The sequence below is a fragment of the Leeuwenhoekiella polynyae genome, from assembly GCF_004104075.1.
GTDB classification, from domain to species: domain Bacteria; phylum Bacteroidota; class Bacteroidia; order Flavobacteriales; family Flavobacteriaceae; genus Leeuwenhoekiella; species Leeuwenhoekiella polynyae.
Genome location: NZ_QOVK01000004.1, coordinates 13808 through 39696, shown reverse-complemented (window position 1 = coordinate 39696; position 25889 = coordinate 13808). Strand labels below are relative to the sequence as shown.

15 protein-coding genes are annotated in these 25889 nt (G+C 36.4%); 10 read left to right on the top strand and 5 right to left on the bottom strand.

Annotated elements, in window-relative coordinates; all coding sequences use genetic code 11:
- Nucleotides 1-247 precede the first annotated feature (247 nt).
- A complete protein-coding gene (locus DSM02_RS06825; RefSeq protein ID WP_240673997.1) occupies nt 248-4318 on the top strand; it encodes a hybrid sensor histidine kinase/response regulator transcription factor in 4071 nt (1356 codons plus the stop codon).
- 245 nt (nt 4319-4563) lie between these two features.
- Here DSM02_RS06825 and DSM02_RS20770 read toward each other — a convergent pair whose 3' ends face one another.
- On the bottom strand, nt 4564-4746 hold the full coding sequence (locus tag DSM02_RS20770; protein WP_394342620.1) for a DUF6922 domain-containing protein: 183 nt from the start codon (nt 4744-4746) through the stop codon (nt 4564-4566).
- A 1858-nt stretch (nt 4747-6604) separates the two neighbouring features.
- Complete coding sequence (locus DSM02_RS06820; RefSeq protein WP_128764913.1) at nt 6605-8770, bottom strand: family 43 glycosylhydrolase; 2166 nt, start codon at nt 8768-8770, stop codon at nt 6605-6607.
- Between the two features lie 423 nt (nt 8771-9193).
- Between DSM02_RS06820 and DSM02_RS06815 the strand changes: the two genes are divergently transcribed.
- The 4 genes from DSM02_RS06815 (at nt 9194) to DSM02_RS06800 (ending at nt 16139) form a co-directional block, all read left to right on the top strand.
- Nucleotides 9194-12178 carry a SusC/RagA family TonB-linked outer membrane protein gene (locus tag DSM02_RS06815; protein ID WP_128764912.1) on the top strand — a complete coding sequence of 995 codons (2985 nt, stop codon included), beginning with the start codon at nt 9194-9196 and terminating at the stop codon, nt 12176-12178.
- A gap of 31 nt (nt 12179-12209) precedes the next feature.
- Entirely contained in the window at nt 12210-13844 is a 1635-nt protein-coding gene (locus DSM02_RS06810; protein ID WP_128764911.1) for a RagB/SusD family nutrient uptake outer membrane protein, read from the top strand.
- Between the two features lie 172 nt (nt 13845-14016).
- The gene (locus tag DSM02_RS06805; protein WP_128764910.1) at nt 14017-15123 is read left to right on the top strand and encodes a mechanosensitive ion channel family protein; all 1107 of its coding nucleotides are present in this window, start codon (nt 14017-14019) and stop codon (nt 15121-15123) included.
- Between the two features lie 134 nt (nt 15124-15257).
- The gene (locus DSM02_RS06800) at nt 15258-16139 is read left to right on the top strand and encodes a cation diffusion facilitator family transporter (RefSeq protein WP_128761149.1); all 882 of its coding nucleotides are present in this window, start codon (nt 15258-15260) and stop codon (nt 16137-16139) included.
- A gap of 14 nt (nt 16140-16153) precedes the next feature.
- Here the strand turns inward: DSM02_RS06800 and pgl are convergent, their stop codons facing one another.
- The gene (gene pgl / locus DSM02_RS06795) at nt 16154-16864 is read right to left on the bottom strand and encodes a 6-phosphogluconolactonase (RefSeq protein WP_128764909.1); all 711 of its coding nucleotides are present in this window, start codon (nt 16862-16864) and stop codon (nt 16154-16156) included.
- A 30-nt stretch (nt 16865-16894) separates the two neighbouring features.
- Entirely contained in the window at nt 16895-18433 is a 1539-nt protein-coding gene (zwf, locus tag DSM02_RS06790) for a glucose-6-phosphate dehydrogenase (RefSeq protein WP_128764908.1), read from the bottom strand.
- A gap of 205 nt (nt 18434-18638) precedes the next feature.
- Between zwf and gndA the strand changes: the two genes are divergently transcribed.
- The 4 genes from gndA to DSM02_RS06770 all read left to right on the top strand — a co-directional run bounded on the left by gndA (nt 18639) and on the right by DSM02_RS06770 (nt 24202).
- On the top strand, nt 18639-20051 hold the full coding sequence (gene gndA / locus DSM02_RS06785) for an NADP-dependent phosphogluconate dehydrogenase (protein ID WP_128764907.1): 1413 nt from the start codon (nt 18639-18641) through the stop codon (nt 20049-20051).
- A gap of 211 nt (nt 20052-20262) precedes the next feature.
- Nucleotides 20263-21666, top strand: coding sequence for an amidohydrolase family protein (locus DSM02_RS06780; protein WP_128764906.1), 1404 nt, complete (start codon nt 20263-20265; stop codon nt 21664-21666).
- A 113-nt stretch (nt 21667-21779) separates the two neighbouring features.
- Complete coding sequence (locus DSM02_RS06775) at nt 21780-23279, top strand: S10 family peptidase (protein WP_128764905.1); 1500 nt, start codon at nt 21780-21782, stop codon at nt 23277-23279.
- Nucleotides 23280-23371: 92 nt separating this feature from the next.
- Nucleotides 23372-24202, top strand: a complete 831-nt coding sequence (locus DSM02_RS06770) for an HAD family hydrolase (protein WP_164918252.1) — start codon at nt 23372-23374, stop codon at nt 24200-24202.
- A gap of 70 nt (nt 24203-24272) precedes the next feature.
- Here the strand turns inward: DSM02_RS06770 and DSM02_RS06765 are convergent, their stop codons facing one another.
- Nucleotides 24273-24695, bottom strand: coding sequence for a secondary thiamine-phosphate synthase enzyme YjbQ (locus DSM02_RS06765; protein ID WP_128764904.1), 423 nt, complete (start codon nt 24693-24695; stop codon nt 24273-24275).
- Nucleotides 24696-24855: 160 nt separating this feature from the next.
- Between DSM02_RS06765 and DSM02_RS06760 the strand changes: the two genes are divergently transcribed.
- Nucleotides 24856-25866, top strand: a complete 1011-nt coding sequence (locus DSM02_RS06760) for a pirin family protein (RefSeq protein WP_128764903.1) — start codon at nt 24856-24858, stop codon at nt 25864-25866.
- Nucleotides 25867-25889 lie beyond the last annotated feature (23 nt).

Here is a 25889-nt window from a genome sequence, read left to right as displayed (position 1 = left end):
TTCTGTGTTATTTTTAATTTATAGCTGTTCACTACAAATACTTAAAACAACCTTCACAATTTTCTAACATTTAAGAGTTATTAAGAAGGGCTATATCAATAAAATTTAGGGGGGTATGCGGTCAAATTGCTCACAAATAGCTTAATTTATTAAATAATAGTCATCACGAAATTTAAATCCCTAATTATTTCTTAATTTTTCAAAAAATTAAATACTTGACATTAACATGAATTTAAAATACTTTTTTTTGTTAATCACAGGCTTAGTCAACACTTTTCTTTTTGCTCAAAAAAACGATGATCAAGAAGCTTTTCCACTTAGTAACAGACTTACATTTTATAGCCTCGATACACAGCAAGGACTTTCTAACAATATTGTAAAAACTATCGAGCAAGATTCTTTAGGTTTCATTTGGATAGGAACTTCTGACGGACTTAACAGATATGATGGAGCAGATTTTAAAATCTACAGAAGAGAGAACTCCATGCTGAGTAATAATTACATCCAAGATGTATCACTTAACGAGGCTGGAGAAATCATTTTAGCAACAGATGGTGGTCTTAATATTTATAACCAAAGAATTGAAAAATTTGATTTACTCAACAATTACAATCCATACCTAAGACAAAGCATCAATTCTTATGAAGATCTTGGTGATGGTACTTACGCTGTAGGAGCATATAACCAGGGGTTACTTATATATGAAGGCTTCGAGGAAAAACTTTATTATGGTCAAGGAGATCAAAACACTAATGGATTAGCTTCTGTAAAAGTCTCTTGCATGACCAAACAAAAAGAGACTTTGTGGGTAGGATCTTTTGATAATGGGCTAGATAAATTTGATTTAAAATCCCATAAAATCACACATATACCACTAAAGATAAATAATGAAACTGTCGCTCAAATCAACACTCTTTTTGTTGATAGCCATAATAATTTATGGATTGGTACAAGTCAAGGTTTAATAGGCCTCTTAAATTCTGGTGAGCAAATAAATATAACAGAAGGTAAAAATTCTCAAAGACTAAGCAATGATCAAATTTTAGCTATAGAAGAAGACAATTTGGGAAAATTGTGGGTAGGCACCTATAAAGGGGGGCTTAATGTATTTGATATAGATGCTATAACAAAAGACAAAAAAAAATTTAATGTTATAAAATACACCCCAAAAGAAAACGGAACAAGTGTTTACAATGCCTCTATTAATGCTTTAAAGAAAGATAGAAATGGTTTTATGTGGATAGGTACTAACGCAGGAGTCAACTTTGTTGATCCTTCTGGAGAGCCTATAAAGTTGATAAAAAACAACCTGATGGGTGGTCAAAAGTTAGTACATAACCGTATTAACGGAATGTTTGAATCGCAAAACGGAAAGGTCTACTTAGCAACAGATGGCGGAGGTATTGATACATATTCCCCAGAAACCGGTCTTTTTAATCATGGTGTTATGAGTAAAAAAAATGGCTTAACAACAGACCATATCAATACAATTTTTGAAGATTCTAATGCAAATATCTGGATAGGCACCTACCAAGGCGGACTTAATAGATATAACACAAAAACAAAAAACTGGCAATATTACCTCAAAGGTGAGAATAAAGACGGTAGCGACGTGAGATGCTTATTTCAAGCCAAAAATGGAAATGTATGGGTAGGTACAAATAGAGGCGGTTTGTTTAAATACGACGATAACACGAATACATTTAATTACAGCAGTGACCTAGATAAGATTTCAAGTCGTATGGATATTAGAGCCATTGATGAAGATAGTCACGGCGTATTATGGATGGCTACGTATGGAAATGGAATCATAAGGTTTAATCCTAAAACAGGAGACGTAAAATCATTTTATAATGGAAACCTAGAAGGCTTAACTAATAATGTAGTTTTTTGCATCAAAGTTCTTAACGACGATAGTATTGTTGCAGGTTTAAAATATGGAGGGGTTATTCATTTTAATGATGATGATGAAACTGCTTTAAATTATACCGAAGCTAACGGATTAAGCAACAATACTGTAAACAGTATCGTAGTTCATGATTACGAAACTATATTCTTAGGCACATATAAAGGCATCACTAAATACAATTACAAAAAAGGAGAGGTAGAAAGTTTAAATTCTTTCAATAACATTCAAAAGAGTGAATACAACATAGGGGCTACATTTAAAAGTAAATCTGGTCATATATACTTTGGTGGTAACAAAGGCTTAAATGTTTTTAAACCCGAACAATTAAAAGTTAGTGCTCCTAAAAATAATATTATTATAAAGAACTTTAAACTTTTTGATAATGATGTTCCTATAAAACCAGAAGAACCAAAAAGTCTTTTGACTGAATCTATTTTATTCACAGAAAAAATTCAGTTAAACCATGACCAGACTAATTTCTCTTTAGATTTCACAAACTTAAATTATCCATTTGCATCTAATACAAATTACTCTTACTCCTTAGAAGGCTATGATAATCACTGGATTGATTTAAAAAATTCAACCCGAATTAATTTCAGCAATCTTACACCAGGTGATTATACCTTAAAAATCAAAGCTCAAAACCAAGGTAATCCTGCAATTTTTAAAGATTTAAAAATTACTATACTCCCGCCCATTTGGAAAACAATACCAGCATTCATTCTTTATATAGTTGTATTTATATTCCTCTTTTGGATAAGTCTCAATTATTATGCAGAGCGTATTAAGCTTCAAAATTCTTTAGTTTTTGAGCAAAAACAGAGACAACTTGAAAACGAATTAAATGAAGAGCGTATTCGATTTTACACCGGCTTTTCTCATGAATTAAAAACTCCATTAACTTTAATATTGGCTCCTTTAGAAACCCTGCTAGAGGAGACCGTACACAAACAACATCGTAAAAGCTTAAAACTCATAAAACGCAATGCAGACAACCTGTTACAGTTTATAAACAAACTGCTTGAGTTTAGAAAAAGTGAAAAGGGTTTAAGCAAATTGAACATTAATCAATACAACTTAACTAAGAATTTGGCCAACTGGCTTGCTAGTTATGATCCGCTGCTAAAGAAAAAAAGTATTGAGTTAGTTATCACAATGCCTCAGACACCTCTTCGTGTTTATTGTGATTTAGAAAAAATTCAAGTAATTATCAATAACCTTGTTTCAAATGCTATTAAATACAGCCCAAAAGGTGAAAAAATATACGTTGAACTTACGCAAGATGAACAACAGTTAATCTTAAAGGTTAGCGATAATGGCAGCGGCATTAAGGCCCAAGATCTAAATAATATATTTGAATGGTATTATCAGTCTAATACCTCTCTTAAAAAAGATGGAAGCGGCATTGGTCTTGCCCTTTCTAAGCGTTTTGCTGAGCTACATAAAGGAACGCTAGAAGTCACTAGCAAAGAAGGAAAAGGAAGCGTCTTTACTTTATATATTCCTAAAGATGAAAGCTTACTTGATGAGTATCTCACCGATAACAATTACCCACTAGATGATAAAAAATTAATTGAACACCAGATCAATACTAATAATTTAAACGTTGAAAAAAGAGAGGTTAAAAACATTCTTGCTTCTCCAGAAAATAAAAGAAAGCTTATCCTACTCATTGATGATAACCCAGATATTCTAGAATTTCTGGATAGTACGTTAGCTCAGGAATATGACCTCATTCATGCAGAAGACGGCGAAGAAGGTATTGAAAAAGCTATAAACTATATACCAGATCTGATTATAAGCGACATTATGATGCCCGTCAAAAGCGGAATTGACCTTTGTAATTTTATAAAAAATAAAAAGGAAACTTCACACATTCCCATAATTTTATTATCTGCTAAAAGTAACTTTGAGATGATTGAAACCGGCTATACTGAAGGCGCTGACGATTATATGCTTAAACCCTTTAATGTACAGGTGCTTAAAGCAAGAGTTACTAATCTTATTGAAAACCGGGTAAAGCTTCTACAACGATTTGCAGAATCTAATTTATCTGAAGAGGATAATGATCAAAAAAGGCTATTAGATCTAGAAAAAGAATTTTTATCTGAATTCCACAAAATAGTTTTTGATAATATGCAGCAAGGTATTAAGACCGTAGAAGTTGTTTCAGAAAAAATAGGTATGAGTAGATCTTCCCTTTACCGAAAAATCAAAGCAATAACAGGTCAAAACATCAATGAATACATAAGAAATATAAAAATTGAGCACGCAGCTTATTTAATAAAAAAGGAAAAATTCACCATCTCGCAAGCTGCCTATGAAGTTGGTTTTGGTGACGCAAAATACTTCCGGAAGATTTTTAAAGAAAAGTATGGTAAACCGCCCTCTGCTTTTAAACCGAGTTAAACCCTGTTCCCCGAGGGTAATTCACGGAATAGGGATACTGTTGTTAATTAATTTAAAATGATATATTTTTCAATTGAAATAAACAATAGCGTCTGTAAACAAATCAATATCCACAGATTCCCGGTGGCCTAACTGAAGGCTTATGAAGTACCCCGACCAATCTAAAACGAATCCAATTCCGGAATCTTCATCAAGCCTTTAAGTGAACTTCCAAAGCAAATCAGAAGCACTATTTAGGTAAAGCCTCATCGGTATTCAGCAAAGCTATAAGGCTTAACATTCTCCTCAAAAGGAGGCAGATAACTCTTCTTGATGGATTGAACGACCTTTGAAAGAGTCTGATTTTCGTAAAAATCAATGAGCTCCTCTATTTCTTCCTGATTACCTCGTTCGAGCACCCGTTTTATAACGGCTCGCTTATGGGGTATTCCAATCGATTTTATCCAATTGGGTATCCCAAAAAGCGTTTTTCTAAAATACTTTAAATTGGGCGTTCGCTTAGGACTTTGTTTCTACAGCCTGCTGCGCATCATAACAGGCCTGTAGCAGCATAAAGTAATCTGCACGTGCATCAAATACTTGAGCCAACTTGATGGAACGTGTAGGATTTACAGATCTTCGTCCGTTTAAAATCGCTTGCGGTCATACCTTTCTTTTTTAGAGCACGTTTTAAAACTGCCCCGGGATGAATGCTTCTAACTTTTTCCAGATCGGGTAACATAGCATTTAATTTTGTGTTACTCTGATTTTGACCTGAAATTCTCATCGATTTAAAATCTCCTTGCATGGAATAGCTTATTCCATAATCAAGCTGCTTTCGTATATGGAATTCTCTAGGATACCTCCCGAGAAAAGCATAATGAGTCCACACTGACCCCACACTCCAACCACACTGCAACCACACTTTACCACACTTTTTGTGGGTGAATATGGAGTTACTATGGACTTACTTTAGGATTAACTATACGCATCTTAAGACGATTCCTACTAAATATGAGTGACTGGGATAGGAGACTTATCCCTACCGTTTTTCATTTATTGTATGCAAAATCCACAGGAATGACCGATAACTTCAGGTAGCCTTGAAACTAAAGCGTCTCTTTCTTTTTTAGGCAATGCAAAAAAGAAACCGACTTTAAGAGGTTCACAAACACTAAAACCATGCAATCAAGTAAGCTAAACAAAAAAAGCTAGGCTTATTTTTACACCCTTGAAAACGACACAAACCCCTTATCAGGCGGATGGCAAACCGCTGCGCCTGTGCATTCCTCTCGTTACACTCGTCGGATGCAAGCCCCACATCCAACGCTGCGGTATTTGCTTGTTTTACTACAGGTCTAAAAAGCAGACCCTTAAAACATTCAGATAAAATGGGCTTTTACTGCAACACAGCATAGAAACAGAATACTCTTCATTCTGAATCTAACTTCAATCGTAGTGTTAATTTCATTCTTTAGTATTCCTTTTCTTCAGTATAGCCAGAAGTTTCTGTTAAGAATTTTCGAAGCCTTGGAGAAAGTTTAGGGAGGTTATGGCGGTTTTAAAATACCTAAAAAAACGCTCTTTTTTTCTGCATCCGACGACCGCAGGGAACCAAATGCACTGTTCAAAGAAGCAATAAATTCCATACCTCGTAGAGGTCACGAGCAAATCGACGTTAGGAGATTCACGAGCTTTATAATCAATAGCAAAAAGTGAGCTTAAGAAAACGATAATACAACTTCAATTAGTATTTCTGTTCTATTTTTTACTAAGGAGTTATCTATTTCACGAGACTTCGTGAATCTTTGATTTCCATCGATGAAAAAACGAACCAAAAAATCAAAGCTTACAAGAGGTTCTCTAATTTTTTTGTTCGTTATACTGCATGCGCTTAACTCGGCCGCCAGCTACGTTACGCTCCCGTCAAATTTAACGACAACCTCCTGATAGGCCAATACGGGGATTTATTTTAACGGCATACTTAAAAACGAATTTTCAATACCCATAGGGATTCTATTCCATAAGTATATTTCAGAATACGGACGCTCCGTTCACTTTCAAGAATATTGTATAGCAGGCATCCTTTTGGTCAGAATAGCGACAGAATTCCGTTAAAAACTCATAAAGCCTTGAAAGGAATTTAGGAGAATTAGTGCAGATCACTAAAAGTGGACGACCTCAATTCATAACTGGGGCTAATATTTAACCAATTCTTATCTATATTTAAAAAAAAGGGTTCAGCTATAAAAAGCCAAACCCGCTGAAATTCTGTTTCCACAAAATCTTAGATACTGTCGTTAAATATTATTCAGAAATCGTAATTGGTGCTATACCAGCTACTGTAGGAGTTACTTCTAATATACTACCGTCTTCTGCAAACGTAAGTTTATCTATACATACTTCTCTATGAAAACCTGCAGGACCTCCCATACTAATTCCTTTAGGACGTGTAAAACGGTGGTAAACGATATACCAATCGTCTGTACCCGGCACATTAATTACCGAATTATGACCCGTACCGTAGATTTCTGCCTCTTCATCTTTTTGAATCACCATATTCTCTTCTGGAATAGTTAGGGGACCTAATGGTGTTTCAGCGGTAGCATAACGTACGCGATAATTAGGACTTCTTGTGTCATCTTCAGACCATAAAAAGTAATATTTTCCCTTTCTAAAAAACACTTCAGTCCCTTCTCTATACGTTCCATCTGGTGTAAGCTCCTTTAAAGTTTCCTCTTTATAAGACATCATATTTTCATCAAGCTCTGCGCCTGCCATATAACCATTACCCCAATAAAAATATCCCTTTCCGCTCTGCGGATCAATAAAAACATCAGGGTCTATAATCTGACCTCCTCTACGCTTTACTGCATCAGGCTTCTCCCCTACGAAAGCTTTACCCATGTCTATAAAAGGGCCGGCAGGATTATCTGCGGTTGCTAAACCTATATTTTGTGCTGCAGAAAAGTAATAGAAGTATTTATATGCTCCATCTATTTCCTTTTCTGCAATACATGGTGCCCAGGCATTTCTATTAGCCCAAGAGACATCTTTAAGAAGATCTACAATAACACCTTCATCTTTCCAGTGAACTAAATCTTTAGAAGAAAAAGTTTTAAAATAGGTTCCACTCCAGCCATCAAAACCATCACTCGTAGGGTATAAATAGAATTTTTCATCTTTATAAGAATAAATAATCTCAGGGTCTGCATAGAAACCATCTAAAACCGGATTATTAGCAACGGCTGCTGCTACACTATATATTTTCTGAGATCCGTCTGGTAAGCTAAGCGTGTAAGAATTAGCGCCTGTTGAAAAGTCTTTAGCTCCATTTTCTACAATTGAAACCCCAGGAAAAGCAACTAACTCCGGAGCTAAATCTGTCAAACTACTATCTGTATAAACCGGTAAATAAACCGATGCTTCTTCTGGGTTTACTACTATATTTTGTTTACGAATGGCAGCTCCATTAGCTCCAACAATCAACGGCAAATCTACAGAAGGAAATTCCTTTAACAACGAAGTAGCTTCTGCTTCTGTAACAGGAATTATCGTTCCATGACGCGGGTGAAAATTCATCGAGATCTTATCAGCACCTAAAGCTTTAAAGTTTAATAAGTCTGTACTTTCTGCAAATTGATATTTACCGTCGATATACATATCATATAGTAAAATATACGTATCGCTGTCGATCATTTTAAACACAGACGAACCTTCAACCGCTCTATCTGTTTGGTCTTTGTACCCTTCTTCAGGTACATAACCAGACGTCAAACTATCAGAAACCGCAACCCGAATCCCCTTAGTAGCTGTGCCTTCGGTTTTATAGAACATATAAAATTTATTTCCCTTTTTGATGATATCTGCGTCAATACAAGACTTCTCATCCGGACTGTAAAATAAGTGTTCAGGAACAGTTTCTAAACCTGTAAAATCTTCATTTGCATACGTATAATATACTTTATCATAACCACCGGGCTGCAACATTGAGAAATAGATCATATACTTACCAGCCTCTGCATCATATATAGTTTGAGGAGCCCAAGCCCGAGTAATATCACTAAATTCAGAAAACTTTTTGGCAAGATCTATTCTGCTGGTTTCCCAATTTATCAAGTCAGATGATTTTGCTAAAATAATTCCGGTATTATTCCATCCTTCGTTTGTCTTTAGGTCAGTAAGCACCATATAAAAATTACCATCTTCTCCTCTTAAAATATGAGGATCTCTCACGCCACCTGTGGTACTTATACTATCTGTAGATACAATAGGCTTATCATTATTTAGTGCATAATAGTCATATCCATTTTTACTAAGGGCATAATGAACAGCTTCTTCCCCAGGACCATTACCTGTGAAATACACAAAAAGATATGCAGAGAAGTCATCTTCTTTTTCTGTCGTAACACAGGAAGAAAAAAAAGTTGAAAATACTACAGCGAAAACAAAAACCAATTTAGATTTTAACATTTGAATGATGCTTTATAAATAATTCATTAAAGGAATATTCTTAATATTCAAACTAAAAGATACTAGTTCAGAATTGTGAATATTATATCTACAAATAAAATAAAAATAAATGTTCTATTTACATTTATTTTTAATAAATACCGATTCAATTTAACCCAATTATACTTGTAAAAAAAACTTAACCAATGATCTAAACAAGATTTTGAGTTAAATAAGTATCAATTCAACAAACATATTGACAAATATTCGATATGCAAGTAAGCACTTAAAGATTTAATATTAAGCGAATTAATTAATATTGACTGATTTACCCCCTCTTAAAAATCAATTTACCCACCATGTCTATATAAATTATTACTGAATATTTGATAAATGTCATATTGACATTTATCAAATATTCAGTAATAAACTATTATTTATTTTATGAGACAAAAAACTTTACGCTTTAAGTCTATTTTGATTTGCAGCTTTTTGTTAACGCTTATTGCATTTCCTTATGATGGAATTGCAAAAGTGAAAACAGGAATACAGCAAACAATTAGCGGAACGGTTACAACAGCCGCAGATAATATGCCCCTACCTGGAGTTACTGTAATAGAAAAAGGAACTTCTAATGGTACGACTACAGACTTTGATGGAAACTACGAACTTGAAGTTGGTTCAGATGCAGTACTTGTTTTTTCTTATGTAGGAATGAAAACGATTGAGTTACCGGTAAATGGTCAAACTACACTCAACACTTCTCTTCAAGAAGATATGGGGGTTTTAGACGAAATCGTTGTCGTGGGATACGGTAGTCAGAAAAAATCTGATGTAACCGGATCGGTATCTTCAGTTGATGAAGATCGCTTAGAAAACTTACCGGTTACTAACCTTACTCAAGCTATTCAAGGTACGACTGCTGGTCTTAATATTAGTCAGGGATCATCTGTTCCCGGTTCTTCTGGATCTATTCAGGTACGTGGTGTAAATTCTATCACGGGTAGTACTAGTCCGTTTATAGTTCTTGACGGAATTCCTTTTACAGGTACTCTAAATGATATTAATACTAGAGATATTCAATCTATTCAAATTCTTAAAGATGCATCTGCAGTTGCTATTTATGGTACTCGTGGTTCCAATGGGGTTATTCTTATTCAAACTAAACGAGGTGTAACAGGTGAACCTGTTATCAATTATAGTACGTATGGTGCCTTTGAAGAATTTGCAAATATTCTTAAACCACTTGGGCCAGATGCATACGTTCAAAAATATGCTGATTTTTTCAGCCAAAATAATCCGGGAGCTGAGCAAGATCGCATTTTAGCTAACCAAAGTGAGATTGCTAACTACGATGCAGGAAGATCAACTGATTGGTTTGATGAAGTAACCCGAACAGGGATTATTCAAGAACACAACCTGAGTATACGAGGGGGTAACGAGAGTACAAAATACTTCCTATCTGGCAGTTACCTAGATCAAAAAGGGGTTATTGAAGGTTATGATTACCAGAAATTAACGTTACGTTCTAATATCGACGTGCAACTTACCGATTATTTAAAAGTGGGATTAAACGCCTTCTTTGCTAATAATAATTTTGACGGTGGTAGAGCTAACCTTTTGTTAGCAACAGCTATGAGTCCATACTCAGTACCCTATGATGAAAATGGTGAAGTCATTATAAATCCTATGCTTCCTGAACTTCTTTATGAAAACCCACTATTAGGATTGCAAACTGATCGTGTTGAAAGAGAGCGTACACTTTCTGGAAATGCTTTTGCAGAAATCACACCGGGATTTGCTGAAGGTTTATCTTATCGTATTAATGCTTCATATACATTCAATCCGTATATGTACAGAAATTACACTGGTCGTGCTGCTAATGACAACCGCGGTACAGCTAATGTGGGAGGTGATGAAGAAAAAGTATGGATTATTGAAAATATCCTGAAGTATTCTAAAAGCTTTGGAAAACACAATTTAGACCTGACTGCTTTATACAGTTCTCAAGCAACTGAATTCTTTCAGGAATCTTTAACGGGTGTTGGTTTTGTAAACGATCAACTATCTTATAACAATATTGGAGCTGCAGAGAATATCACCGGTGGTACTTATAGCAGACGTTCTACCCTACTTTCTCAAATGGGGCGTTTGAACTATAATTACGACAGCAAATACTTGTTTACGTTTACCGTAAGACGTGATGGGTACTCTGCTTTTGGTGCAAATACCAGTAAATATGGTGTCTTTCCTTCTGCCGCTTTAGGATGGAATATTCACAAAGAAGCCTTTATGGAAAATGCAGATGCTGTAAGTAATCTTAAATTACGTTTTTCTATTGGTGAGACCGGTAACCGTGGAGTTGGCATCAACCAGACACAAACTCGTGTAGGAACATTGCTATATCCTTTTGGAGGGCAGTCGTATACAGGTACATTTATTGATGGTCTGGGAAATCCAAACCTTAAGTGGGAGACAACGCTATCCAGTAATATTGGTTTAGACTTTGGATTTTTCAACAATAGAATTAATGGTACTGTAGAGGCTTATAAGTCTAAAACTGAAGACTTACTTGTAAATAGAAGTATCCCTGCGCTAACAGGTACTACAAGTATTATAGAAAATATTGGTGCCGTAGAAAACAGAGGTTTTGAATTTAGCATCAGCTCTACTAATATTGATACAGGAGATTTCAGATGGGAAACCAATGTGAATTTCTCTACGTTTAAAAATGAGATTTTAGACCTTTATGGTGATGGTGAAGACGATATCCCAAGTAGGTGGTTTATTGGCAAGTCACTTGGTGCTATTTACGATTATAATATGGTAGGCGTTTGGCAAGAAGGTGAGGATACCGGTAGTTTTAATGCTAATCCCGGTGATTTGAAGTTTGAAGATGTAAACGGTGATGGTGTAATTGAACCGGAAAACGATCGTAAATACTTAGGAAGTTCACTACCTAAATGGACTGGTGGTATTACGAATACCATCTCTTACAAGAATTTTGATTTGTCTTTCTTTATTCAAACCGTACAGGGAGTTCTTAAAGGAAACCCAGATATCAACTATGGTGATGAGTTATCTAGAAGGAACACTCCACAAGATGTTGGGTATTGGACTCCAGAAAACCAAAGCAACGAATTTCCATCACTTACCTATCGCAATACATTAGGTTATGGCTATCCTAGAGATGCAAGTTACGTGAGGCTCAAGGATGCTCGTATAAGTTATAGATTCCCTTCAGAAAAGATTGAGCAATTTGGTCTTTCTAATCTTGTGTTTTATGTAGCCGGTAGAAACTTATATACCTGGACAGACTGGATAGGTTGGGATCCTGAAAGTGATCAGCAATACAGAGGTTCTGATGGTTGGACAAACAACTACCCTGTAGTACGTACTTACTCAGTGGGGGTTAATGTATCGTTGTAAAAAATTGGAAAAACACAAAAAGATAAACTTTATGAAAAATATATCTAAACTAATAATTGTGCTACTTGGGTTAAACCTTGTGCTTAGCTCTTGTGGTGACGATTTTCTTGAAGAAGAAATACGTTCTGATTTTACACCAGAAACGTTAAATGATGAATTGGGTTATAAGGCTCAACTGATAGGATTGTATCAAATGTTAAGCACTTTTGAGACCCGGAGTGGGGATCAGGGTTGGTTATGCGTTTGGCAAGCCGGTACAGACATTACGTGGCCTACAGAACCTCAGGGAATAGAAGTTCCTTACTATAAATACAATCAGCTTACAACAGATGATAATGCTGCTTATCAAAGCTGGCAGCTTTGGTATAATATGGTAGAAAATACAAATAGTATAATTTCTAGTGTTGAAAACAATACTTCAGAAGAAATAGCTCAGGAAGAAAAAGATGCGATCAATGCTGAAGCGCGATTCTTTAGAGCCTATGCGTATAATAATCTAGCAACACTATTTGGTGGGGTTCCACTCATTACAGAGCCGGTTACCGAAGCACGCTTTGATTATACGCGTAATTCATTAGAAGAAATCAATGCACAAATTGAAGAAGATTTAACTTTTGCAACAGCAAACTTAGGCGAACCTACTTCTGCTCCAGAATTTGAATCTCGTGTAAATAAGTATGCTGCACACCAACTTTTTGCGACTTTCTATCTTAGAAGCGGGCAACCAGACTTAGCAGAAGATCAAGCTAACATTATTATAAACAGTCAGGCATTTCAACTTGTTGACGAGCGATATGGTGTAAAGTCTAGTGAACCGGGAGATCCTTTTTCTGATATGTTCTTCAAAGGAAATCAAAGACGTTCACAAGGAAATACAGAAGCTATCTGGGTTCTTGAAAATGAAAACCCGGCAGACGTTCGTGGTGGTTCAAGTGGTAATCCACAACACCGTAGAATTTGGGGGGCAGGATATCATAATATCAATGGTATGATTCCGGCTGATTCTTTGGGTGGACGTGGTGTTGCTCGTATTCGGTTGAATAACTGGGTTATTTATGACCTCTATGATGATACGGATATGCGTAATTCTAAATACAACATTCACAAACGTTTTAGATATAATAACCCAGATCCCAATTTTTCTGATATCTACGGGGAGCTAGTACCCTATACAGGGATAGACACATTAGCAAGAATTCAACCATATACATTAAAATGGGGACATTTTGACCCTGCTGACGTATTTGGTTTTGGTATGTGGAAAGATTTTATACTAATGAGACTTGGTGAAACCTATCTACTTAAAGCAGAAGCACAAGTAATGCAAAATAATCCAGGAGGAGCAGCTACAACTATAAATATTCTTAGAACTCGAGCCGAAGCTCCACAAGTAAGTGCTGGTGATATGGATCTTGATTTTATACTTGATGAGCGCGTACGTGAATTATTAGCAGAAGAAAATAGAAGAATGACGTTAATGCGTACTAAAATGCTTGTAGAACGTGCAACGCGCTTAAATGTACAAGATGAAAGTATCCCCTTACCACAAACAATGCGCATTGAAGGTTTACAAGAATTCCACGAATTGTTCCCTATCCCATTAAGAGAAATTCAGTTGAATAAAGAAGCAGAGTTAACTCAAAACCCGGGTTATACGAATGGTTAATTGTAAATAAATTTTTATTTAAGCTAAAAGGCGCTGTTTTTATACAGCGCTTTTTTTACATCTAAAACTAACCAACGTTATAGTTAACTTGTATTAAAAATTTTAAATAATCTTAACTTAATTTAGAGAGGTTACCGCTTAAATTCAAAAATGAATATAGAAAACCTGCATTATGCTTAACTATTTAGACTCTCACACATCAAAATTTTTACTCATTACGCTCCTTGCGGGAATAATTATTTTTGGTCTGATCTTTTACTTTTTTCGAAAATTAGGCAAGAGTCCAAAAAATATCCTACCGGTAAATTTTGCCGGAAGAATACGAATTCCATTGGTGCTGTTTATGCTGGCTTTAGTGACTCGTATTCTTAAAACAAATGATAAGATACTTGAGTTTATAAATGAAGAAGTACTTTCTCATACCAGTACCTTACTTTTCATATTGAGTATAACCTGGATTTTAATTGTTATTCTAAAAGCTTTTAAGAGCAATATTTTAATCAAATACGACATGAGCGCTTCAGATAATGTACACGCTCGTAAGATTTACACACAATTCACAGTATTAGAACGTGTTTTGATGTTTCTAATCATACTTTTTGCAGTAAGTATAGCGCTGATGAGTTTTGATAGTATTCGCTCTATTGGTGTTAGCATGCTTACCTCAGCTGGTATTGCAGGGATTATAATTGGTTTTGCTGCGCAGAAAGCATTAGGTACTTTAATGGCGGGGATACAGATTGCATTTACACAACCCATCCGTTTAGATGATGTGGTGGTTGTAGAAGGAGAATGGGGTCGTATTGAAGAAATATATCTAACCTACGTTGTTGTAAAAATCTGGGATAAACGACGCCTTGTTTTACCAACTACTTATTTTATAGAACAACCCTTTCAAAACTGGACGCGTAACTCCTCAGATATTTTGGGAACTGTTTTTATCTATACTGATTATAATGTTCCCTTTGACGCCTTGCGTGAAGAACTTACCCGTATCCTAAAAAATACTGACTTATGGGATGGTGAGGTCAACGTGCTTCAGGTGACAGATACTAATAATGAAATGGTTGAAACCCGTGCTTTAATGAGTGCGATAGACTCTCCTACTGCTTGGGATCTACGGGTACACGTAAGAGAGAAACTCGTGATCTTTATTCAGGAAAATTATCCGCATAGTTTACCGCGTACTCGTATTGAAATGCAAAAGCGTGAGGATAGTAAAAAAGTCGAAAAATCTATAAAAGAACCAGATAAGTCAGATTTGCTTAGAGATAAGTAAACTACCTTGAGGTAAGCCTAGGAGGCATTCAACGTATTGCATTGTGCCAATAAACACAAATCTTAACGCTTATTTTTTCTTTTAGGCCGCTTAAATGTGTGACCTTTGCGCTCCCTTAAATCTACAATAAAGCGATGAGCAAAACCAAATCTGCAATTAGTGCCACTTATTTTAGTATTGTAGGTAATACTATACTGGCTATTGCTAAAGGCTTAGCTGGTATTTTTGGAAACTCGTATGCGCTTATTGCTGATGCTATAGAATCTACAGCAGATATTTTTGCTTCTTTATTAGTGCTTTTCGGCCTCAAATATGCAGAGCGACCTGCCGATGATAATCATCCTTACGGGCACGGTAAAATAGAGCCGCTCATCACGTTTATGGTGGTAGCTTTTTTAGTTACTTCAGCAACTTTTATAGCATATGAAAGTGTGCAGAATATTCTTCTAATTACACCTCAGGAAACTCCAAAACCCTGGACGCTTGCAGTGCTTGCCACAATAATTATCTGGAAAGAAATATCTTTCAGAATTGTTTTAAAACGCAGTAAAGAGACAAACAGTTCTTCTCTTAAAGCTGATGCCTGGCATCACCGCAGCGATGCCATTACGTCGATAATGGCTTTCTTAGGAATCTCTATTGCTATAATTTTTGGAAAAGGATTTGAAACGGCTGATGACTGGGCTGCGCTTTTTGCTTCCGGAATAATTCTATATAACGCGTACCTTATTTTTAGACCTGCTTTAGGCGAAATAATGGATGAAAACCGCTATGATGATGTCATTGAAGCAGTGCGTGAAAAGGCTTTAGAAGTTCCCGGAGTTATCGATACCGAAAAGGCATTCATCAGAAAAGCCGGAATGAGTTATCATCTGGATTTACACGCAATAGTTGATGGAAGCATTACAGTTGCTGAAGGTCACGAGATAGCACACCGCTTACAGGATCATCTTAAAGAAGAAATTCCCAACCTCAACTTTATTTTAATTCATGTTGAGCCTGGGAATTGTCCTTAATACTAGATTATTTCTTAAAATCCTGCTGCTGCGTCCTGATCTAAAAACCAGTGCAATTCACCTTGTTTAGGAGAGACTAAACTTGCAGGATATTGTTTATACCCTTCTTGCTCTTTTATGATACTGGTCACTTTTTCAGTTTTACCGGCGCCGGTTACTAAAAATGCAATCGTCTTTGCATTATTTACAATCTTACCGGTAAATGTTACACGTTGTTGACCGCTGTCAGGATGTTTTGCTACACGGCAATTCTCGGGCATTTCCCATAATTCTATATTGTAAGGAAAAATAGAAACAGTATGGCCATCATCTCCCATACCCAGCATTACCAAGTCAAAACAGGGAATTCCGTTCGCTTTAGGCAATTGCTCATCAAGAACGTTAGAATACCGTTTTGCTTCTTCTTCAGGATCATCTTCACCTAGAATTCTGAAGATATTTTCTTCTGGAATATCAATTTTAGAAATGAGGTGCTCTACCGTCATTTTATAATTACTCTCTGAATCTGAAGGTGGTACGCAACGCTCATCACCCCAATACAAGAAAACTTTTGACCAATCAATTTCAGCTCCATATTCTGCAGCTAAATGATCAAAAACTATTTTAGGAGTGCTTCCGCCAGATAATGCGATATGTACATCATCACCGGTTGAACACTTTTCTTTAAAAAATTCAGAAAACGCTTCAGCTACTAACTGCTTTGTTTCTTTTATATGTAAATCCATCAATGGAAGTTTTATAATTAAAAAATTAATTTAAATAATACAGAAACCGGTTTCGTCTGTCAATAGCTCTCCCGGATTTCTCCAGCCGTTACTATCTTCTATAAGATCATCAGAATTTTTAGGTCCCCAGGTTCCGGCAGGATAACCGTAAGTAGGAACATCTTTATCATTAGCCCAATAATCTAAAATAGGATCAACAAATGCCCAGGCCGCTTCCACTTCATCTGCTCGCGCATATAGAGTAGTATCTCCCTGCATAGCATCAAGTAATAAACGCTCGTAAGCATCCATAATATTTTTATCTGCAAGACTGCTGTAGTAAAAGTCCATATTTGCGCGTTCTACTTTAAAGCCTTGCCCGGGTACTTTTACACCAAATTTGATGAGGATACCTTCATCTGGCTGAATACGTATAACCAGCTTATTATCTTTATTATTAACGTCTTGCTCTTTAAAGACCTGATGATGCGGTGTTTTAAAGTGAATAACCACTTCGGTTACTTTAGTAGGCATACGCTTAGCAGTACGTACATAAAATGGTACATCTTTCCAACGCCAGTTGTCTACAAAAAACTTAACAGCCGCATAGGTTTCGGTTTTAGATTCAGGGTCTACACCTTCTTCTTCACGATAGCCTTTTACGCGTTTTCCGTCTATACTAGAAGCTACATATTGCCCCTTCATTGTATTATTGAAAAGGTCGTCTTTACTAGTCATCATTCTTATTGACTTCAACGCTTTTACCTTTTCATTATGTATCTCATCAGCCTCTGCACTTATAGGTGGCTCCATAACGATAAGCGAAACAATCTGTAATAAGTGACTCTGAAACATATCGCGTAAAGCTCCAGACTTATCATAATAACCACCACGCTTCTCTACTCCTACCGTTTCGGCATTAGTGATTTGCACGTGGTGAATGTAGTTACGATTCCAAAGCGGCTCAAAAATAGAGTTAGAGAAACGGGTAACCATTAAGTTCTGTACAGTTTCTTTTCCTAAATAATGATCTATACGGTAGATCTGCTTTTCCTTAAAATACTTCTGTAAGCCTATGTTCAACTCTTTTGCTGTCTCGAGACTATAACCAAATGGTTTTTCAACAACGATACGTCTAAAAGCTTTGTCAGTACCAGAACCTTTAGTTAGCCCTTGATCTGAAAGATTTTTTGCAATAGGCTCATACAAACTAGGTGGCGTAGAAAGATAAAAGGTATAGTTCTCGTCTAGTTTATGTTCTTTGTTAAGCGCTTCAATACGCTTATTCAAGTTGCTATATTCAGAATCATAATCACTTCCTAAATCTGAATAAAACATTATATCTGCAAACTTCTTGATGAAGTCTTTATCTTTCTTTTTTACTTGTTCTTTTAAAAACGGACTCTCATAAACTACGCGTTTTCTAAATTCTTCATCAGTGAGGTCACTTCTACTCGCTCCCAAAACCGCAAAATTTTCAGGGAAATGTCCGCCTTCATATAAATTGTATAGAGCAGGGATAAGTTTACGAGCCGTTAAATCTCCAGACGCTCCAAAAATTACCAATAGCTGGTTAGATGTATTATTCATAAAAAAATAATGATTTTCAGTTTTATGGTGTGTTAGTTGGTTATTTGCAATTATAACATGAGTTTATAGAATAAAGCAGTAAAAAGTCAATGTTATCATTTAATTTTGGCTTTAACCAATACAAAAATAAGGCATCTTTACGGCACACGGGAGGCTTTATAAAAACATTATGGTGTCAAATTAAAAAGAACAATAACTCATTATTATGGAGCATAAAAATTATGATTTTGGCCTGGTAGGTCTCGGTGTTATGGGACGCAACTTTATATTAAACGTCGCAGACAACGATTTTAAAGCTTTTGGCTATGACCTAGATCAGGAAAAAGTTGATGCTTTAAAGAAAGAAGGTGGAAATTTAGAAAAAGTAGATGCTTCTACCGAAATAGAAACTTTTGTAGATGCCCTGGCTGCTCCCCGAAAAATTATGCTGCTTGTTCCTGCAGGTAAAATTGTAGATCAAGTAATAGAAACTTTATTACCACATCTTGATAAAGGTGATATTATAATAGATGGGGGTAACTCATTCTTCACAGACACAGACCGTCGTGAAGCTTATTTAAAAGAAAAAGGTATTAATTTCTTTGGTGCTGGTGTTAGTGGCGGTGCAGAAGGTGCTCGTAAAGGACCTAGTATTATGCCCGGCGGTAATGCAGAAGCTTACACGCATATTAAACCTATTTTTGAAGCTGTTTCGGCTAAATTTAACGGTGAGCCTTGTGTAGCGCATTTAGGCCCTAAATCTGCAGGAAACTACGTGAAGATGGTTCATAATGGTATTGAATACGGTTTGATGCAATTAACATCAGAGATCTATGACTTATTGAGAAAGTCTGTAGGTTTAGATAACGACGAACTGCATCAGGTTTATGACTTGTGGAATAAAGGCCGTTTGCAATCCTTTTTAGTTGAAATTACTGCGGAAATCTTTAAACAAGAAGATGACTTGGGTGATGGTAGATTGGTTGACAAAATATTAGACAAAGCCAAGCAAAAAGGTACTGGTAAATGGACTTCTCAAAATGCAATGGATTTAGGTATACCAGTCCCAACAATAGACGTTGCGGTTAGTATGCGTGAGATTTCTGCATTAAAAGACGAGCGTATCGTTGCTGATAAATTGTACAGTCGCCCGGAACCACAACCTATTGATAAAGATAAGATCATTGCGCTTGCAGAAGAGTCTTTATATTTTGCGTTTATCGTAGCTTATGCACAAGGTTTACACCAGCTTGCTGATGCTTCTAAAGAGTATGAATATGATTTAGATATGTCTGTAATTGCAAAAATATGGAGAGCAGGTTGTATCATACGTGCAGGTTTATTAGAAGATATTTCTGACGCCTACACCGCAGATAAAGAACTACCTAACTTGCTGTTAGCGCCTTCATTTGTTGATAAAGTTCAGGGTACGTTAGCTTCTGTTCGCGAAACTGTAGCTTATGCAGCTCAAAGCGGTATTCCGGTTCCCGGACTTTCTAGTGCATTAAATTATTTTGAAGCATATACTTCAAGTCATTTACCGCTCAACTTGATTCAGGCACAGCGTGACAACTTTGGTTCTCATACCTACGAGCGTATAGATCGTGAAGGTGTTTTTCATACCGAATGGGGTAAGTAAATTACCCAAGGGTAAGCTTACGAGGAATTCGTTAGAAACAAATTTCCTATTTCGAGACAAGCTTCTGAATAGTAAACCCTCTGGCGATGCCAATAAAATTATCCTCTTAAATATAAAGTATAAGAGCTCCTGTTATGGGGCTCTTTTGCTTTTATAGATTTCCTAATTGAATAGATTGCAGTAATTTTCTAGAAATTTAAAAATCCCTCAAATGCGACTGATTTTCACGCTTATTCTTTCAGCTTTACTTTTCAATTCCTGCGGAAACCCACCGCCGCAATTTAGTGCAGCGATTCACAATGTGAATATCATAGATTTAGAAACCGGTGAAATCCTTAAAGATCAATCGGTATTCATCGCAGGAGATACCATTCATTCCATTATAAAAAGCAAAGACCTTTTAACCAGTTCTGCAGCACAGCAAATCGATGGAAGCGGCAAATATCTAATGACGGGGCTTTGGGATAACCACGTTCATTTTAGAGGTGGAAAAGAGCTTACAGAAGAAAATAAAAAATTACTCAACCTCTTTATTGCAAACGGTATTACAACAGTACGCGATGCCGACGGTGATTTGACAACCGCTATAAAAGAATGGCAAAAACAAATCGCTGACGGTAACCTGGTGGGGCCTACAATTTATACTTCAGGGCCTAAGATAGACGGTCCCGGGGCGACTTGGGCTGGTTCACTTGAGGTTTCTAATAATGAAGAAATCAATACTGCTTTAGACTCTTTAGAGCAATTGAATGTAGATTTTGTAAAGATCTATGACAGCAAAATTAATGGCGAGAATTATTTAAAAGTTATCGCTGAAGCAGAAAAACGTGGAATGATTACCAGCGGTCATATGCCGTATACCGTTACGGTTGAAGAAACTACAAACACAGGCATTGATGCTATTGAGCATTTATATTATGTTTTAAAAGGATGTTCTATAGAAGAAATCACAATCACCGAAGCTGTTAGAAATAACGAAACAGGGTTCTGGAATTCCTTAGACCGCGTGATGAAAACGTATTCAGATTCGGTAGCTCAAGAAACTTTTTCTAAGCTTAAAGAAAATGATGTTTATGTAGTGCCTACTTTACACATAGGGCACACCTTAAGCCATCTTGATGAAACCGACCACACCACTGACGAATACTTAAAATACATAGGGCCCGGAATTCAAAAAACCTATGCTGATCGTATAAATAGTGCTAAAAATGCTTCCCCGGAATTTGTAATTATGCGTAAAAATCTGGATTCGGTATTTGTAAAACTGGCTGGAGAACTTGCTGCAAATAATGTGAAACTTTTAGCTGGTTCAGACAGTGGTGCATTCAACTCCTATACCTATCCCGGAATTTCACTTCACAAAGAATTAAAAGCTTTAGTAGCTGCTGGTTTAACTCCGCTACAAGCTTTACAGACTTCTGCTTCTAATGGGTCAAATTTTTTACAAAAGCAACTTCCGGAAATCAAAAGTGGCGCAGCTGCAGACTTAGTTTTGCTCAATTCCAATCCGCTTGAAAATATTCAAAACACTCAAGATATTTTTATGGTAATTAAAAGTGGAAAAACATTGAGTTCTGAAGATTTAGAAAAACTTCTAAAAACAAGCACCTATTAAAATCAATTCTTGATTTTTTAGAAGTTTTTATTATCAAATCTCGACCACCTATTTCAACGTATTAAGCTAAGGTTTGATTAATTTTAAGTTTTCAGAATTAAACTTTTCACTAAATGAATCTAAAAATTACATTTTTTAAAAGCCTGTTAGCTTTTGGTTTTTTCACCACGCTTACAGCTCAAAAAGTTAGCGTTCCGGTTGACACGACAATTATTTCTAATCATAGCGTTGCAATAAAAGGCAAAACAATCCCGTATCAGGCAGAATTAGGTTTTCAGCCGGTTTGGGACGACATGGGTAATCCCGTAGCAACTTTAAATTACACCTATTATTCCAGAACCGATATTAAAGATAACCAAACCAGACCATTGCTTATAAGCTTTAATGGTGGTCCCGGTTCTGCTTCCGTATGGATGCATATTGCGTATACCGGTCCCCGAATCTTAAAAATTACAGATGAAGGATTTCCTGTTCAGCCTTATGGCATCAAAGACAATCCTAATTCTGTTTTAGATGTAGCAGATATTGTTTTTGTAAATCCGGTGAATACGGGCTATAGTAGAATGGTCCCTGATTTAGAAGGTAATCTTCCTAAAAGAGATCAATTTTTTGGTGTGAATTCTGATATCGCTTATTTGGCTGATTGGGTAAACACATTTGTAACACGTCACAACCGCTGGCGTTCTCCTAAGTTTATAATCGGTGAGAGTTATGGCACGACGCGGGTATCAGGCTTAGCTAAAGCCTTACAGCAACGCAACTGGATGTACTTAAATGGGGTAGTTCTGGTATCTCCTACCGAAATTGGATTTGAATTTGAAGGTCCTGTAGAGATCGCTAACCGTTTACCTTACTTTGCAGCTGCTGCCTGGTATCACAACGCCCTACCTCCTGCTCTTCAGAATAAAGATTTAACTGAGATGCTTCCCGAAGTTGAGGAATATGCCGTTAACGAGTTACTCCCTGTTTTAGCAAAAGGAGGTTATGCTTCTGCAACTGAAAAACAAGCTGCAGTTAAAAAAATTGCATACTACTCTGGTCTTTCAGAAAAGACAGTGAATCAAAACAATCTTGCTGTACCATTTAATTATTTCTGGAAAGATCTTCTACGTGACAAAGAAGGGTTTACTATTGGTCGTTTAGATTCACGCTATAAAGGATTAGACATCGCAGATGCAGGTTCTTCTCCAGATTATAACAGCGAATTAACCTCCTGGCTTCATAGTTTTACACCGGCCATCAATTACTATATGCGCGAAGAGTTAGGCTTTAAAACGGATTTAACTTATGATTTGTTTGGTGATGTTCACCCTTGGGATCGCTCTAATAATCATACCGGTTCTGATTTAAGAGATGCTATGGGAATGAACGCTAATCTGCATCTGATGGTTCAGTCTGGGTATTATGATGGAGCTTGTACCTATTTTAATGCTAAATATATTATGAGTCAGATCAACATCAACGGGAAGTTTACAGACCGTATGGATTTTAAAGGATATCGCAGTGGTCATATGATGTATCTGCGTGCTGAAGATCTTAAAACGGCAAATCAGGATTTACGTGATTTTATAGAAAAGGCAAGTATAAGTATCGATCAAGCAGCTAAATATTGAAAAAATAGAAATCTCAAAAATTCAATGTAATTTAAGAATGAATTAATAGAACCCATAAACACAGCTAGTGTTTATGGGTTATTTTTGCAAATATGGATTTGACACAAGTAAAATTAGTCGTTACAGACATGGACGGGACACTCCTTAATGATCAGGGAAAAGTAAGTCCACGATTTTTTGAATTATTTAAAGACCTTCAAAAACACAATATTCAATTTGTTGCCGCCAGCGGAAGACAATATTTCAGCATCATAGACAAATTAGACCTAATTAAAGATGAGATTACAGTAGTTGCTGAAAACGGTGGAATTACCGTTCAGAACACAGAAGTTTTAGATACCTGTACAGTAGATGTAGAAGTCGTACACGGTTTAATACGTCAAATGCGTGAAATTGAAGATGCGCACATTGTACTTTGCGGAAAAGAGCAAGCCTATGTAGAATCTGACCACGAACCTTTTATTGAAATTTTTCAGGAATATTATACCAAGTTTAAACGCGTACCAGATCTAACTGAAATAAGCAACGACCATTTCTTTAAAATCGCGGTTTATAGCTTTGGAGGTTCAGAAGAGACCACTTATCCTATCGCTCAAAAATTAGAAGATCAGGTTAAAGTAAAAGTTAGTGGTGAGAACTGGTTAGACATCAGCCACCTGGACACTGATAAAGGTCGCGCTCTTAAAATTTTACAAAACAGTCTGAATATTACAAAAGCCGAAACAATGGCTTTTGGTGATTACAATAACGACTTAGAAATGATAGGCCTTGCAGATTATAGTTTTGCTATGCAAAATGCGCATCCTAACGTTACAAAAGCTGCTAAATATCAAACTAAGAGTAATAACGAAAATGGCGTAGAACACATTCTTGAGCAACTTATAGAAGCTAAAGAACGTTTACTCGGTAATCGAGTTTTATAAATCTATGAGGCTCGGCTAGAGTTCAGGAGATGTTTCCAGATTATGCTTTATGGGCTTTCCTCAGGGTAATTTAGTTACCAAGTAAAGTAAGTACTACTTTACGCGATCCCCCGTTATTGCGGTGCTCACACAAATAAACACCCTGCCAAGTTCCCAGATTTAAGCGACCGTTGGTTACCGGTATCGTTACTGATGCTCCCATTAATGAAGCTTTTATATGAGCCGGCATATCGTCTGGACCTTCATACGTATGTATGTAATACGGTGCGTTCTCAGGAACCATTGTATTCATATGGCTTTCAAAATCCTGACGCACGGTAGGATCGGCGTTCTCATTTATGGTCAAACTCGCTGAAGTATGCTTGATAAACACCTGCAATTGACCGGTTTTTATATTGCTCAATTCATCCAACTGACTGGTAATTTCTGTAGTAATTAAATGAAAGCCGCGGCTTCTTGCTTTTAAATGGATTTCTTTTTGATAAAAATTCACAACGCTAGTTTTTCGGTAATTAACCTGATTTTAATTCAAATGTGAAAATACAAATTTGATAATCGCTAAATTCTTATGAATATGTTATAAGTAGGGCTTTTTAATTTTTAAAATTACACTTGTCGCTCGTATCTTCGTATTCCACCTAAAGTAAATTACAATGGCAGCAATACAAAAAATAACCCGTTTACAAATGCAATGGGATACACAAGACCCCTTCTTATTTTGTGCTTTTCATAATGATAATTTCCCTAAGGGAAATGGCAAATATGGCCCTGTAGATTCTCTTGCCGGTCGTAATATTGGTCAGGATTTTACTAAAAAAGACGGCTGGGCAATGTATCACGGTTCTAAAGTGCCTGGTTTTCCTGCACATCCTCATGTGGGCTTTGAAACCGTAACAATCGCAGAGCACGGTTTTGTTGACCATTCTGATTCGTTAGGTGCTTCAGGTAGATTTGGTAAAGGTGATGTACAATGGATGACTGCCGGTAAAGGCGTTCAACACAGTGAGATGTTTCCTTTAATAAATACCGAAAAAGAAAATCCACTTTTGTTGTTTCAAATTTGGTTGAATTTACCTGCGAAAAGTAAAAGCGTCGAGCCTTATTTCGGAATGATGTGGCATGAGAATATTCCTGTTGTTTCCAAAGAAGATTCAGAAGGAAATAAAATTGAAGTTAAACTTGTCGCAGGGAGCTTTGATGGTCACAAAGCATTAGACCCTGCACCTGACTCTTGGGCAGCAAATCCTGATAACGATGTCAACATCTGGCTAATCTCATTAGAATCAAATGCAGAGTTTACCGTACCTAAAGGAATTGATGGAGCTAACCGATCGCTATATTTTTATGAAGGTGATGCAATTGCCGCTGAAGGTTTTGACATCCCTCCTATGCACCAAATAAAAGCTGATGTTAACGAGGTCTTGACGCTAAAAAATGGTTCTGCTCCCGCTCAATTACTTCTTTTAGAAGGAAAACCTATTGGTGAACATGTTGTTCAGCACGGTCCTTTTGTGGGGAATTCAAGACAGGATATTGAAAAGGCATTCTCTAATTTTCAGGAAACCCAATTTGGAGGATGGCCATGGTCTACAAATGAGCATACCCATTCTCCCGCAACCGAAAGATTTGCTATATATCCAGACGGAAAAAAGGAAGAATTATAATTAATAATTTTAAAATATAGGAG

Bases quoted from the DNA above. Each gene is read 5' to 3' on its own strand.
- DSM02_RS06800 (WP_128761149.1), top strand. From the start codon at position 15,258: ATGAGCAAAACCAAATCTGCAATTAGTGCCACTTATTTTAGTATTGTA.
- DSM02_RS06805 (WP_128764910.1), top strand. From the start codon at position 14,017: ATGCTTAACTATTTAGACTCTCACACATCAAAATTTTTACTCATTACG.
- DSM02_RS06815 (WP_128764912.1), top strand. From the start codon at position 9,194: ATGAGACAAAAAACTTTACGCTTTAAGTCTATTTTGATTTGCAGCTTT.
- DSM02_RS06770 (WP_164918252.1), top strand. From the start codon at position 23,372: ATGGATTTGACACAAGTAAAATTAGTCGTTACAGACATGGACGGGACA.
- DSM02_RS06775 (WP_128764905.1), top strand. From the start codon at position 21,780: ATGAATCTAAAAATTACATTTTTTAAAAGCCTGTTAGCTTTTGGTTTT.
- DSM02_RS06760 (WP_128764903.1), top strand. From the start codon at position 24,856: ATGGCAGCAATACAAAAAATAACCCGTTTACAAATGCAATGGGATACA.
- DSM02_RS06810 (WP_128764911.1), top strand. From the start codon at position 12,210: ATGAAAAATATATCTAAACTAATAATTGTGCTACTTGGGTTAAACCTT.
- DSM02_RS06820 (WP_128764913.1), bottom strand. From the start codon at position 8,770: ATGTTAAAATCTAAATTGGTTTTTGTTTTCGCTGTAGTATTTTCAACT.
- DSM02_RS06780 (WP_128764906.1), top strand. From the start codon at position 20,263: ATGCGACTGATTTTCACGCTTATTCTTTCAGCTTTACTTTTCAATTCC.
- pgl (WP_128764909.1), bottom strand. From the start codon at position 16,864: ATGGATTTACATATAAAAGAAACAAAGCAGTTAGTAGCTGAAGCGTTT.
- zwf (WP_128764908.1), bottom strand. From the start codon at position 18,433: ATGAATAATACATCTAACCAGCTATTGGTAATTTTTGGAGCGTCTGGA.
- gndA (WP_128764907.1), top strand. From the start codon at position 18,639: ATGGAGCATAAAAATTATGATTTTGGCCTGGTAGGTCTCGGTGTTATG.